We start from the raw sequence: 13,373 nt of genomic DNA, 5'->3' as shown, positions 1-13,373 counted from the left end.
TCAGTTCATTCCCCCGCCACCGGTGCCATGGAGATGTTCCAGAAGTCGGCGTAGCGGCCCTCTTGCCGCAGCAGTTCGTCGTGGCTGCCTTCCTCTGCGATCCGGCCGCCGTCGAGGAAGACGACGCGGTCGGCCCGTCGTACGGTCCGCATGCGGTGCGCCACCATCACCACGGTCCGGCCCGCCATCAGACGCTCGATGCCCTCCTGGACGGCGGCTTCGTTCACCGGGTCCAGCGCGGAGGTCACCTCGTCGAGGAGCACGATCGGCGCGTCCTTGAGGAGGGCGCGCGCGATCGATACGCGCTGGCGCTCACCGCCCGACAGGAGTGCGCCGCCCTCTCCCACGTTGGTCTCCCAGCCGCCGGGCAGCCGCTCGATCACCTCGTCGAGGCGCGCTACGGCGGCCGCCTCCCGCACCTCGGCGTCGGAGGCGTCAGGGCGGCCCAGGCGCACGTTCTCCTCGATCGTGCCGTCGAAGAGGTAGACGTTCTGGAAGACGATGGCGATCTGCGCCATCAGCACTTCCGGGTCGATGGCGCGCACGTCCACGCCGCCCACGCGCACCGCCCCCGCCTCCACGTCGTAGAACCGCGCGAGCAGTTGCAGCAGGGTGCTCTTGCCCGCACCCGACGGTCCGACGACGGCGAGACGCTGGCCTTCGGGCACCGCGAGGGACACGCCGTCGAGCACCGTCCGGTCGCCGTGCCGGAAGGTGGCGGCGTCGAACTCCAGGTCGTGGGCGGTCGGTTGAACCGGGTCCGGGGCCACGGGCAGCGGCTCGGTGCGCAGCACCGTGTCGAGCTTCGACAGGACGGAGCGCGCGCCGCGGAGTTTGCCGCCGATGTCGGTCAGCGACAGCAGCGGATCGGCGCAGCGCGCGGCGAGCACCAGGATCGTCAGGGTCTCCGCCACACCGATGTCGTTGCCGAGTGCCAGGTAGGCGCCCAGGGCCAGCAGGCCGGTGAACATCGCCTGCACCGTGAGGCCCAGACCCACCGCACCGGGCAGCGCCGACAGCGTGGAACGGCGGGAGGCCAGCTGGACTTCCTGCAACGAGTCGTCGAGCATCCCGAAGCGTTCCTCGGTCCGGCCGCCGGCCCGGAGAACGGGCTGGGCCTGGAGGTACTCGATGACCCGCGCGGCAGCCTCCTCGTCGCGCCGGTCACGCTCCTCGTCGTTCGCGGCCGTCGTCCGTCCCGTCCAGATCTGGATCATCGCGACGACCGGCACGGCGACCAGCGCGGCAAGGCCCATCTGCCAGTTGAAGGCGAGCATCACCGCGACGATGGTCAGCGGTGTGACGCTGGCTGAGATGAAGGGCGCGAGCAGATGCGCGATCACGGCCATCGCCTGGAGCACGCCACGGCTGGCCATGACGGACACCTCGCCCAGGCGTCCCGAGTTGTACCAGCCGAGGGGCAGCCGGGCCAGGTGGTCGCCCAGGCGGTGGTACATGCCGCGCAACAGCGCGCTGCCGACGTGGAATCCGGACAGGTCGCTGAGGTAGCGCAGCGCGGCGTACACCGCGATGGCACCGCCGAAGGCGATCACCCAGGGCCAGGCGTCCGCGGGGGTGTCCCCGAGCAGCTCCCGCAGCACGGGAACCACCAATGCGTAGGACAGGCCCTCGACCGCCGCGGTCAGGGTCATCAGAGTCACGGTACGGCGCAGGGGCGGGGCGTACTCGCTCCCCAGCACGCGCAGTAGCACTCGGATCATCGGGACTCGTCTCCTCGCAGGTCGCCGTCTTCGGCCACGGCCGAGCGGTGGGTTTGCCAGAACGCCGCGAACTTGCCGTTCGCCGCAAGGAGTTCGGACGGCCTGCCACGCTCCACGACCTGACCGCTCTCCAGCATGACGACGGTGTCGGCGTCGGCGATCGTCTCCAGACGGTGGGCGATGACCAGGACGGTCCGGTCACGCCCCAGAGTCGCCAGGGCCTGGCGCACGGCCTGCTCGGTCTGCGGGTCGGCGAACGCGGTCGCCTCGTCGAGCACCAGGACCGGTGCGTCGGCGAGCAGGGCACGCGCGATCGCGATCCGCTGGGCCTCGCCGCCGGAGAGACCGGCGTCCTCGCCGATCACCGAGTCGTATCCGCGGGGCAGTTCGAGGATGCGCTCGTGGATGTTGGCCAGCTTGGCCGCGCGTACCACGTCCTCGAGGTCGGCCTGCGGGACCGCGAGCGCGATGTTGTCCGCGACGCTCGCGCGCAGCAGCCGGACGTCCTGAAAGACGAAAGAGACGTTCCGGTACAGGTCCCGGCCGGCCAGCTCGCGCAGATCGACTCCGCCGAGGGTGACCGAGCCGTGGGTCGGGTCGAAGAACCGCGGCAACAGCTGGACCAGTGTGGACTTGCCGCTGCCCGACGGTCCGACGACGGCGGTGACCGTCCCTGGTTCGAGCACCAGGTCGATGCCGCGCAGCACCTCGTGGTCCTCGTCGTAGGCGAAGCGGACGTCGCGCAGCTCCACCCGGTGCCCCTCAGGTACGGCAGGGTGCGGCGACTGGGGCAGCGGATCCACTTCGAGGACTTCCCGGATCCGGCCGACCGCGCGGCCGGCGGCCTGCATCTCGTCGAAGCCGTGGCCGAGGGCCGCGACCGGGGCGGTCAGACCGAGGCCGAGAAGCAGGAAGGGCAGCAGGTCGGCCGGGGCCAGACTGCCGTCGGTGATCAGGGTGGTTCCGCCGATCAGCACGACGAGGAGCACGAAGGGGGGCGACAGGGCGAGCTGCATTCCCGCGGCGATCCTGGAGATTCCGTGCACCCACCGGTTGAAGATGGTGACGAAACCATCCGCGGCCGTGAGGAACTTGCGGTGGGCGCGCTGCGACCCGCCGAACGCCTTGACCACCGAGATGCCCTCCACGAACTCGACGACGGAGTTGGAGATCCGTCCCATGGCCGTGTCGAACTCCTCCTGCTCGCGCAGGCGCTTCGGCGTCATCATCAGGGGCACGAGCGCGACGGCGAGGAACACCGGGATCAGCGTGATCAGCGTGAGTCGCCAGTCGATCGTGAACAGGTAGATCAGCGAGGCCAGCGGCACCACGAACGCGGAGACGAGCTCACCGGGGGTGTGGGCGATGAACGGGTGTACAGCGCTGACGTCCTCGCCCACCACCTTCGCCAGCTCGCCGGTCCTGCGGCGGGAGAACCAGCCGATCGGTACACGTCCCAGCTGCGCGGCGAGTTGCCGACGGAACGTCAGTTGCACCTTGCCGTCGAGGACATGCCCGATGCCGGACGACGCGGCCGTGAACAGCAGCCGGACGAAGAGGCCGGCCGCGCCCGCGATCACGACGTTCCAGACGTGGCCGTGGTCGACCGGGCCGGGCGTCAGCATCGTGCGCGCCAGCTCGACGACCGCGAGGAGCGGGGCGAGGCCCGCGAGAGCGCCGACGACCTGCAGGATCACGACGGCCGCGAAACTCCACACATGCGAGCGCAGGATCTTCCCCATGCTCGGCTTCGCCGCGGGATCGGCCCCCGATAACGGCTTGGACCGCTCCCTCAGTTCAGCAGAGTCGATCGTGGTCATCGGTCTCCCATCCTTTTAGAAACGCGTTCCGATATCAATGTACCGCCCCGGGACCCGCGAGACCACCGGCAACAACGGCACGCCGGACGCCCTACAGATCAGCGGCTGACAGCGGCTCCCCGGGGTCAGGCCGAACCACCTCTGGATAACCCAGGGCCTGTGTCAGCTCCGTCCAAGCACGTGCCACGGCGAGAGGACGCTGACTGCCGTGCAGCGGGTCCGCGCCGCTGTCGACGCGCTCGCACAGCTCGTCCAGGGCAGCAAGCACCCCGCACCCCCACACCTCGTCCAAGGCGGCCAGCCAGGTCGGCGTCGCGGCGGCACCGACGTACTCGCCGGTGATCCCGAGACCGGCAGGCCACCGCTCCTGAGCGTCCGCTCCCGTCGGGAAGATCCTCCCCGTCGTCTCCGGCGGGGTGTTGAGCGTCGGGCTCCAGATCACCGGTCCGTGGGTATTGGCCAGCATCAGGTTGCCCGCGTCGGTGCCGACGGTGATGCGGTGCAGCAGCAGACTGCTGCTGTCGTCCCCCGCCTGCATCCGGTTCTCCACCCGCAGCGTCAGCGGTACACCCGCGACCTGCCCGTCCACGCTGACCAGCGGACGGCCGGCGCCGCCGGCAGGCGGCGACAGCGACCAGGGCCGCAGACCGTCGAAGATCTCGGCCAGGATGTCGAGCAGGTCGAAGGAGACCTGCACCGCGCACATCGCGTCGACGAACACCGGCCGGCGCTGCTCCACGAGGCGGCGCGCGGCCGTGATGAATCGCCGGACCGGCTCGAGGTGCGGATAGAAGGTGTTCACGCGGTACTGGACCCCGGCGCGGCGCGCCGCGCGCAGGCAGTCCGCCAACTCGTCGGCGTGCAGCGGGTGTTCCTGAAGCACGTGGATGCCTCGCGCGAGCAGGGCCCGCGCCAGCTCGGCGCCCTGCCCGCCACCGACCGCGGTCGACACCACGACGCAGGCCACGTCGATGTCGTCGGGGAGTTCCTCGGCCCCGGCGTACAACGGGACGCCGTACTCCTCGGCGAGCGCCACCGACCGGTCGCTGCCCCGTGCCACGATGCCGGCGAGCCGGTAGCGCTCGGGCGCACGGGCGAGCGCCGACAGATAGATCTGCCCGAAGCGCGTACCGCACACGACGACGCGCTTCGGACCCGGCGTCACGCCGCTCACGGGCGGCCTCCCCGCGGCTGCGCGATCTCCTCCGCCAACCCCCTGACGTGGGGCGGCTGAAGACAGCTGACGTGATCGCCCGGAACGTCGAGCACCGTCACCTCGCCCAGGCACACCTCGTGCCAGAAGCGGACCGGGTCGTCCTGCGGCTGCGCAGCGTCCACCGGCCGCAGGAACGTGATGTCCCCCGCGTACGGCTGCGGCTCGTACTGCGCCACCGCCTCGGCCACCCGCGCCGAGGCGCCTTCGGCCACGAGGGCGTCGTGTGCCGGGCAGGGAGCGCGGTGGCCCGAGATCAACGTCACCTGACGTACCGTCACGTTCGCCTCGTCCAGGGCCCGGGCCAGCTCCAGGGCGATCGGGCCGCCGAGGCAGTAGCCGATGAGCTCCACCTCGCCGTGTCCGGCGTCCCGCACGTCGCGCGCGTAACGGGCGGCCAGGTCCTCGACGAGGTCCTGGCCCGCGAGACCGGGAGTGAGGTCGCCCTCGGGCAGGGAGATCCCGAACAGCGGGGCCGCTGCGGCGAGTTCGTCGATCAGTGCGCCGTACGCGGCCGGGGTTCCCGTCACGTCGTGCACGAACAGCCGCACAGGCCCCTGCCCCTGGCCGCCCAGCGGGGTCAACGCCGGCCGACGGACGGCCGCGTCCGCCTCCAGCTCGCCCGCCGACGCGGCGTCGGAGCGCAGCCACTCGGCGAGCGCCGCGACCGTCGGCGTGCTCAGCAGCGCACGCAGCAGTACATCGAAGGTGATGTGTGCGGCCGCCGGGATGCGCTCACGCACCTGCCCTACGAACCGCGCCGCGAGCAGCGAGTTGCCCCCCGCGTCGAAGAACCCCTGCTCACGTCCGGGCAGTCCGCCGCCGAGCACCTCGGCCCACAGCTCTGCGAGTTCGCGCTCCGCACCCGGCCGCGGCGGCTCGGTGCTCCGGGCCGGCCGGGTGTGGGGGGCGGGCGCCGACGCGAGCAGGCGCTTGCGGTCGACCTTTCCGTTGGGTGTCAGCGGCAGTGCCTCGATGAGCTGCACCCGTGCGGGAACCATGTGCGAGGGCAGGCGCTCGGCCACCCAGCTGATGAACTGCGCGGGGTCGGCGGAAGAGGACGGCTCGCTCGGGATCACGAAGGCGATCAGCGCGCGCTCGAACACGTTGTCGCCCTCCGCGAGGACCACGCAGGTGCCCACCGCGGGGTGTTCCCCGAGTACCGCCTCGATCTCGCCGAGTTCGATCCGGTGACCGCGGATCTTGATCTGCTGGTCCGCCCGTCCGATGAACTCGATCTCGCCGTCCGGCAGATAGCGGCCGAGGTCGCCGGTGCGATAGAGCCGCTCCCCTGTCTCCGGGTGCGCGAAGAACCGCTCCGCGGTGCGCTCGGCGTCGTTGATGTATCCCGCCGCCAGGCCGGTTCCCGCGATGTACAGCTCACCGGCGACCAGGTCCGGGCGGTCGCGCAGCGCACCGTCGAGCACGTGGAAACGCTGGTTCGCCAGCGGTACGCCGTACGGGATGCTGCGCCAGTGCGGTTCGACCGTCCCGATACGGTGGTGGATCGACCAGATCGCCGCTTCCGTCGCGCCGCCCAGGCTGACCAGCTCGCAGAAGGGCAGATGCCGTTCCGCGTGCCCGGGCAGTGACAGCGGGATCCAGTCGCCCGACAGCAGCGCGAGCCGCATGGTGGCGAGCTCGGCGGGCTCTACGTCGAGGTAGTGCATGAGCATCTGCAGCTGCGCGGGGACCGAGTTCCACAGCGTCACGCCGTGCTCGGCCACCATCGCGGCCCAGTGCGCGGGGTTGCCCCGGTGCGCCGGATCGGGCAGCACCAGCGTGGCACCGACGGCCGGCGGGCCGAACAGATCGTAGACGGAGAGGTCGAAACTGAGCGCCGCCAGACCCAGGACCCGGTCGTCCTCGGCCACGACGAAGCGCTGATTGATGTCGTGCACCGTGTTGGCGGCGGCGAGGTGACTGGTCATCACCCCCTTCGGCACGCCGGTCGAACCCGAGGTGTGCATGACGTACGCGAGGTCCTCGGGCGCCGCCGGGGACCCCTCGGGGATCTCGGCCAGCGGCACCGACCGCACATCCGTCACGTCGACGGCCTTTACGCCGGGCGGTGGCGCGTCACCGGAGGTACCGGCGGCGACGACGAACCGGGCGCCGCTGCCGGTGAGGATCCGGTCCCGGCGGACCGTGGGCTGGCCGAGGTCGACCGGAACGTACACGCCGCCCGCGAGCAGCACACCGAGGACCCCTACGGCCTGGTCCCGGCTCTTGTCGATCAGGACGCCGACGAGGTCGCCGGGGCGGCAGCCTCCGGCCCTCAGCTGCTCGGCCACGCCGGCCGCGCGCCCGAGCCACTCCCCGTAGGAGAGCGATCCGGCGGCGTCGACGACCGCGACCCGGTCGGGGTGGGCACGCGCATAGGCCACGAGCGGTTCGTGCAGGAGGCACTGCGGGGCCGGTGCCGCGGTCGCGTTGGCCGAGGCGCGCACGCTCCGCTGCCGCTCCGGCAACGGCTGCGGATCCGCGGCCTCCCACGCCTCGTCGCCTCCGGCGAGGCGGCCGAGGAGTCCGGTGAAGGCGGCGAACATGGCGTCGACCATGCCGTCGGGGAAGACCCCTTCCCGCACGTCCCAGTTGATGTCCAGACCGCCGAACGGGTCGCCCACCTGGCAGTCGATCCACACCTGCGGTGTCTGGCTGATGCCGTACACCGGGCGCGGATTGCGGCCCGCGGCCGACGCCGTCCCGCCCCCGACGCCGATGCTGCCGGTGAACACCACGGGCAGCACCGCCGCTTCGCGCCCGCGGCGCCGGGCGAGCTCGCGCAGCACCTCGACCCCGCTGAACAGCCGATGGTCGAGGTCATCGAACATGCGCTCAGCGATGGCCCTGGCCCGTTCGGCGAAGCCCGTCCTGCTCCCGCCCTCGACGGCCAGCAGGCTCAGCGAGGTGAAATCGCCGAGAAGCCGGTCGACCTGGGGGTGGAGCGGCATGCGGTTGAGCACGGGCAGCCCGAGACAGAAGCGTTCGGTGCTGCTCCAGCGGCCGATCGTCTCCGCGTACGCCGCCACCACCGCGGCGGCAGGGGTGATCCCGTGCTCGGCGGCGCGCTTCTTCAGCGACTGCCAGACGCGGCTGTCCAGTGCCGCCGTGAGCCTGCGGAAGCGCGGCGGGGCGGTCGCCGGGTCGTGGTCGTCGCGCAGCGGCAGCGCCGGCGCGCCGGGCAGTTCGTCGATGCGGTCCCACCAGTACGCACGGTCGCTCGCGTACTGGTCCGTGTCCCGCAGCCTGCGTTCGGCGAGCACGTAGTCCCGGAAAGTGGCGTCGAGCGGGGGCAGTTCGCAGTCCGGCTGCTCGTAGCGGCGGTCGAGCTCGGACAGCACCTGCTGCATGCTGAGCCAGTCGAGGGCCATGAAGTCGACCGACACGTGCAGCACACTGCGCTGCGGGGTCAGAGTCAGGCGCAGGGCGTACATGGGGCGCTCGCCCGCGGGGTGCACCTTGTGGGACAGCTCGTCGCGGACGGCGGCGATCGTCTTGTCGACCGTCTCGTCGGCCGCTGAGCGGAGGTCGGCGACCGCGATACTCGTATCCTTCAGCGTGGGCAGCACACGCTGGGTGCCGTCTTCGCTGATGACAGTGCGCAAGGTGTCGTGGCGCCGCACCAGGCCGTCCCACGCGTCCTGCAGCCGCTCCGCGTCGAGATCGGCCGGATAGTCGAACTCCAAGTAGATGTGGCAGGAGACCCCGCCGTAGTCGAAACCTGCGTTGCGGCCGAACAGGTAGGCCGACTGGATGTCCGTGAGCGGGAAGGGCTGTTCACGCTCCTCGGGCCGGTCCTGCCACACCGGGTCGTGGCCCTGCGGCCTCTTCGGCCGGGGGCCCGTGTCGGCATCGGCCACGAGGGGCAGAAGCTCCGCCTTGAGACGCCGCAGCTCTGCCAGGCGCCGGTCGTCCATCACGCCACGGGGGGCGCGGAAGCGCAGTGCGTCCCCCTCACGCCACAGGCGGATGCCGGCCTCGCGGAATTCACCGAGCAGTTCGTTGGCGTTCACACCGCACCTTCTTCGCAGTCGTCGCCGTCGAACCCGTCGTCGGCGGACACAAGCTGGTCGATCAGCACGCCGAGTCCGGCGACGGTCGGTGTGCGCATCACCTCGCGCATGGGCAGTACGACGCCCCACGCTTCGCGTACCTCGGCGACGAAGCGCGTCGCGAGCAGACTGTCGCCGCCGAGCCGGAAGAAGTTCTCGTCCCGGCTCACCGAGTCGAGCCCGAGCAGCTTCATCCACCGTTCGGCGACGAAGAGCTCGGTGTCGCCTGCCGGCGGATCTCCCGCGCCCCGGGGCCGCTCGACGAAGTGGTCGAGCAACGTGCGGATCTGCCGGCGGTCGACCTTTCCGTTGGCGCTGAGCGGCAGCGTGGGCAGCACGGCCAGATGGGCGGGAACCATGTGCTCGGGCAGCCGGTCCGCCGCCCAGCGGCGAAGCTCGTCCGCGTCGACTCCGCGCACCGCCTCGGGCCGGTCCGCGCGCAGCAGGATCTCGCCGGTGGCCTCGGTGCGCACCACCGTCACCTCGCACAGTCCGGCCGTGGCGCACGCCTCCGCCCAGCGCTCGCTGCTGTAGAGCCACCCGGAGCGTGACCCGCCCTCGTCGAACCGGCCCGCACGCGCTTCGAGCGGCAGCGCGGTCACCAGTGCGAGCGGGGTCGGGTGGCCGCGTTCGAGCAGGTAGAGGCGGCCGCCCGGGGCGAGCAGAAGGGACATGGTGGCCAGGGCCGCCTCGGGGTCGGGCATCCGGTGCAGGACGTTGTTCGCCACGACGGCGTCGAAGGCGTGCACGTGCTGGGCAGCGATCGCGGCGCCGCCCTGCAGTGCCGTGTGCGGATGATGCCCGCGCTCCCGCAGCAGCGTCCCGGCCTCGGCCAGCGTCGGCCCGGCGGCGCCGAGGAGGGTGAACTCGACTGCTTCAGAGGGGAGTTGGTCGAGCAACCGGGCGGCGCCGCGGCCGCCGGCCACGTCCCACTCGGCGACGGCCGGCGCGGTGTCGCCGCCGCGGGCCTGCAGGTCGTGCGCGACGGACCGGAGGCAGTCGGCCGTCGCCGGCATCAAGTCGTTGAGGGCCTCCGGCGCGAGGACAGGGTCGTCGAGAAGCGCCGCGGCGTCGGCGTCGCCGGACATGACGGCCGCGAAGAGCGGGACGGCCCACTCCAGCGCGGTGGCGACCGCCTCGAAGGGCGTCCCGCGGGTGGCGGCGCGCGCCTGCCCGATCCAGGCGTCGTCTCTCACCTCGGCCCACCGCGGGCCGGGTTCGCACGTCCCGTCGGCGCGACGTACCAGGACGGAGCGTTCGGCGAGGTAGTCGAGCCAGATGTCCACGACGGGCTGCTGCTCGGCGCAGACCGACTCGCGGACTCCCGCGCCGCCCTGCCCGATCAGCGGTTCGACGACACCGGCGAGAAGCACCTCCACCAGGCGGTGCTCGTGCAGGTGCGGATCGTCCTCCGCCGTGGCGTCAGCCGGGGGCGGCAGGAATACGTTCCGCTGCGCCGTGCCGCCGTCCGTGTCGGCCACGTCCGGCAGCGGCCGGTCCGGCGTGCGTTCCACAACGGCGGCGACCAGCGCGCTGCGTCCTTCGGTGAACGCAACGGCGACCGACTGCGCGACCGCGGGATGCGACTGAAGACAGGTCTCGATCTCACCCAGCTCCACGCGGAATCCGTTGATCTTCACCTGGTGGTCCTGGCGCCCGAGGAACTCCAGATTGCCGTCGGGCCAGTACCGGCCGAGGTCGCCCGTGCGGTACCAGCGCTCCCCGTCGTGCTCGGGGAAGCGCTCCGCGGTCAGGCCGGGGTCGTTCCGATAGCCGAGGGCGACGCCGGTACCGCCGATCCACAGCTCGCCGGGCGCCCAGTCGGGACAGTCCCGGCCACGCCCGTCCACCACTCGGAACTTCTGATTCCGCAGCGGCTTCCCGTACGGGATGGAGCGCCAGCCGTCCGGGACCTCGGTGACCTCGTACGCGTTCGACCAGATGGCGGCTTCCGTGGCGCCGCCGAGGGCGACCAGCCGGCATCGGCCGTCGGCGGCACGGGCCAGTCTCCCGGGCAGGTCGAGGCCGATCCAGTCGCCGGAGAGGAGGGCAAGGCGCAGCGCGGCGGGGAACGGTTCCTCACCGTTCGCGCTGAGCGCCATGTCGAGCAGGGCCGGCACCGTGTTCCATACGGTCACCTCGTGCCGCCGGCACAGCGCCAGCCACTCGGCGGCGTCGCGCCGGCCGGACTCCGGCACCAGGACGGCGGCACCGCCCACCGCGAGGAATCCGAAGATGTCCCACACGGAGAGGTCGAAGTCGAGCGCGGACACCGCGAGGACCCGGTCGTCGGCACCGATCGCGAACCGCTCGTTGATGTCCTCGACCGTGTTGACGGCGGCGCGATGGCTGACCTCGACCCCCTTGGGCAGGCCCGTCGAGCCCGAGGTGAAGATCACGTAGGCGGTGTCGCCGGGGTCGGCGTCCACCGGAGCGGTCAGCGGGCGCGCCCGCAGCGCCGTGTCGATGGGCAGAACGTCGACGCCGGAGCGGTCGCCGTGACCGGCGGAGTCCGCAAGTCCGCAGCCGTCGAGCACCACGCCGGCGCCGCTGAGCTCCAGGATGCGATCGCGCCGCTCGGCCGGCTGGTCGACGCCGATCGGCACGTAGGCGGCGCCCGCGGCCAGCACCCCGAGCGTGGCCACGATCTGCTGTGCGCCCTTCGGGGCGGTCACGGCGACGTACGAGCCGCGGCCCACGCCGCGCTCTGCCAGGGCGCCGGCCACGCACAGGGCTCGCCGCGCCAGCTCTCCGTGCGTCATCGACTCGTCCTCGCCCCACAGCAGGGCGGGGGCTTCGGCGCGCTGCCCGGAACGGGCGAAGAACTGCGTGTGCAGCAGGTTCTCCGTGACCGTGCGGGTGCACGAGTTGACCTCCGCGCGGCGCTGCGACTGCGCGGGCGGCAGGGGGATCTGCGGCGCCGTGGCGTCCCAGCTCTCGGTCAGCAGGCCGCGGACCAAGTTCTCGTAGGCCGACATCATCGCGTCCAGCACACCGCTCGGGAAGAGCTCCTCGACGGCGTCCCAGACCAGGAGGACGCCGCCGTCGCGGTTGCGGTAGACCTGATGGTCGAGCCAGATCTGCGGGGTCTGGGAGATCATCCACGCCGCCTCGCCGAAGCGGTCCACGAAAGCGTCCGGAACGAGCGGCGCGGACAGGTCGCAGGCGAAGACGACCGGCGCCGTCCGGGGGGTGTCCACATCGGCGCGGATGAAGTCGCGCAGCACGTCGACGCCGGAGTAGGCGGCGTTGCCGATGTCCTCGTGCATCTGCCTCTGCACGGCGCGGGCGCATGCGGCGAAGCCGTCACCGTCGGCGAGGTCGACTTCGAGCAGCACGAGGCCGGTGAAGTCGGCCACGACGCGGTGGATCTGAGGGTGCGCGTCGACGTTGCGGTCGAACAGCGGCAGGTTGAGCAGGAAGTGCTCGTCCCCGCTCCAGCGTCCGAGTACCAGGGCGAACGCCGTGGCGAGCACCGCCGAGGGCGTCAGGCCCGCCTCGCGCGCCCGGCGCTCCATGACCAGCCACTCGTCCGCGGTGAGCGCGCACGCGCGGCGGACGAACCTGGGGGCGAAGACCGTCTCGGGGTCGACCGCGAGTGGCAGCTTCGGCCCGCCCGGCAGCGACGGCAGCCTCTCCTGCCAGTAGGCACGCGCCCGTTCGCGTTCCGGGCCGCGCGCCGCTTCCTGATCCGCGAGGTACCGGCCGAAGGTGTAGGTGAGGGCGTCGAGGCCCTCGGGGTGGCCGGGTTCGTCGTACAGGAAGGCCAGGTCGGCCAGGAGCACGCGGATGCTGGCCAGGTCGGAGGCGAGCAGGTCGACGTTGAAGTGGAGCCGCTCCACGCCCTGGGGCAGCCGCGTCACCTGAACGTCGATGACCTCTCCGCGCGTGACCTCCAGGCGCCGGTGCGACAACCGCTCCCGCAGGGCGAGCGCCGCCGCCTGCGCCTCCTCGGTCGTGCGCTCGCGCAGGTCGTGCACTGTCACGCCCGGCCATACGGACTCCGCCATGATGTGCTGCGTCGCGTCGGCGGCGAACTGCACCCGGAGCATGGGATGCCGCTCGATCAGGGCGCGCACGGCCCTCTCCAGACGGTCCGGCTCCACGTGGGACGCGTCGAACTCCAGGTAGGCGTGGCAGCTGACACCGCCGAGCGGCTGCTCGTCGCCGCGGCCGATCAGATACGCCTGCTGCACCGGTGTGAGCGGGAAGGGCGTCTCCACCCGCTCGCCGGGGTCCTCGTCGGGAACGGGGGGTTGTGCCGCCGGTGCCGCGACCGCGCCGGGCGTGATCAGCTCGAACCAGGCCGCGAGGCGCGGGTCGTCGGACAGCTGCGTGAAGCTGACCTCGGCGCCGGCTCCGCTGAGCTGGTTGGCGAGGCGCATCAACTCCAGTGACTGCAGGCCGAGTTCGAACAGGTTGCTGTCGTCGTCCGACACGGTCAGCTCGATGCCCAGCAGTTCGGAGACCGCACGACGCAGGGCGTCCCGGCCCTTCTCGGACTGCGCGGCGACCAGCGTCCCCGCGCCCCCTTCAACGTGCTCCGATGACATTTCCAAGCCCC

The 13,373-nt window shown here is 71.8% G+C and carries 5 protein-coding genes; all 5 read right to left on the bottom strand.

What is annotated here, in order from left to right; translation table 11 throughout:
- Positions 1–5: 5 nt before the first annotated feature.
- The 5 genes from H181DRAFT_RS17570 to H181DRAFT_RS17550 all read right to left on the bottom strand — a co-directional run bounded on the left by H181DRAFT_RS17570 (position 6) and on the right by H181DRAFT_RS17550 (position 13,362).
- A complete protein-coding gene (locus H181DRAFT_RS17570; RefSeq protein WP_045865474.1) occupies positions 6–1,721 on the bottom strand; it encodes an ABC transporter ATP-binding protein in 1,716 nt (571 codons plus the stop codon).
- Positions 1,718–3,541: an ABC transporter ATP-binding protein gene (locus H181DRAFT_RS17565; protein ID WP_045865473.1), complete on the bottom strand. Its 1,824-nt coding sequence runs from the start codon at positions 3,539–3,541 to the stop codon at positions 1,718–1,720. The genes H181DRAFT_RS17570 and H181DRAFT_RS17565 overlap by 4 nt, the downstream gene beginning before the upstream one ends.
- A gap of 91 nt (positions 3,542–3,632) precedes the next feature.
- Complete coding sequence (locus tag H181DRAFT_RS17560; RefSeq protein ID WP_078895812.1) at positions 3,633–4,715, bottom strand: Gfo/Idh/MocA family oxidoreductase; 1,083 nt, start codon at positions 4,713–4,715, stop codon at positions 3,633–3,635.
- Positions 4,712–8,770, bottom strand: a complete 4,059-nt coding sequence (locus H181DRAFT_RS17555) for a non-ribosomal peptide synthetase (RefSeq protein ID WP_052708628.1) — start codon at positions 8,768–8,770, stop codon at positions 4,712–4,714. The genes H181DRAFT_RS17560 and H181DRAFT_RS17555 overlap by 4 nt, the downstream gene beginning before the upstream one ends.
- Complete coding sequence (locus tag H181DRAFT_RS17550; RefSeq protein ID WP_052708627.1) at positions 8,767–13,362, bottom strand: non-ribosomal peptide synthetase; 4,596 nt, start codon at positions 13,360–13,362, stop codon at positions 8,767–8,769. Before H181DRAFT_RS17550 ends, H181DRAFT_RS17555 begins: the two co-directional genes overlap by 4 nt.
- Positions 13,363–13,373: the final 11 nt, after the last annotated feature.

It is taken from the genome of Streptomyces sp. WMMB 714, from assembly GCF_900090125.1.
GTDB lineage: Bacteria > Actinomycetota > Actinomycetes > Streptomycetales > Streptomycetaceae > Streptomyces > Streptomyces daqingensis.
This window is presented reverse-complemented; position numbering and strand designations above follow the sequence as displayed.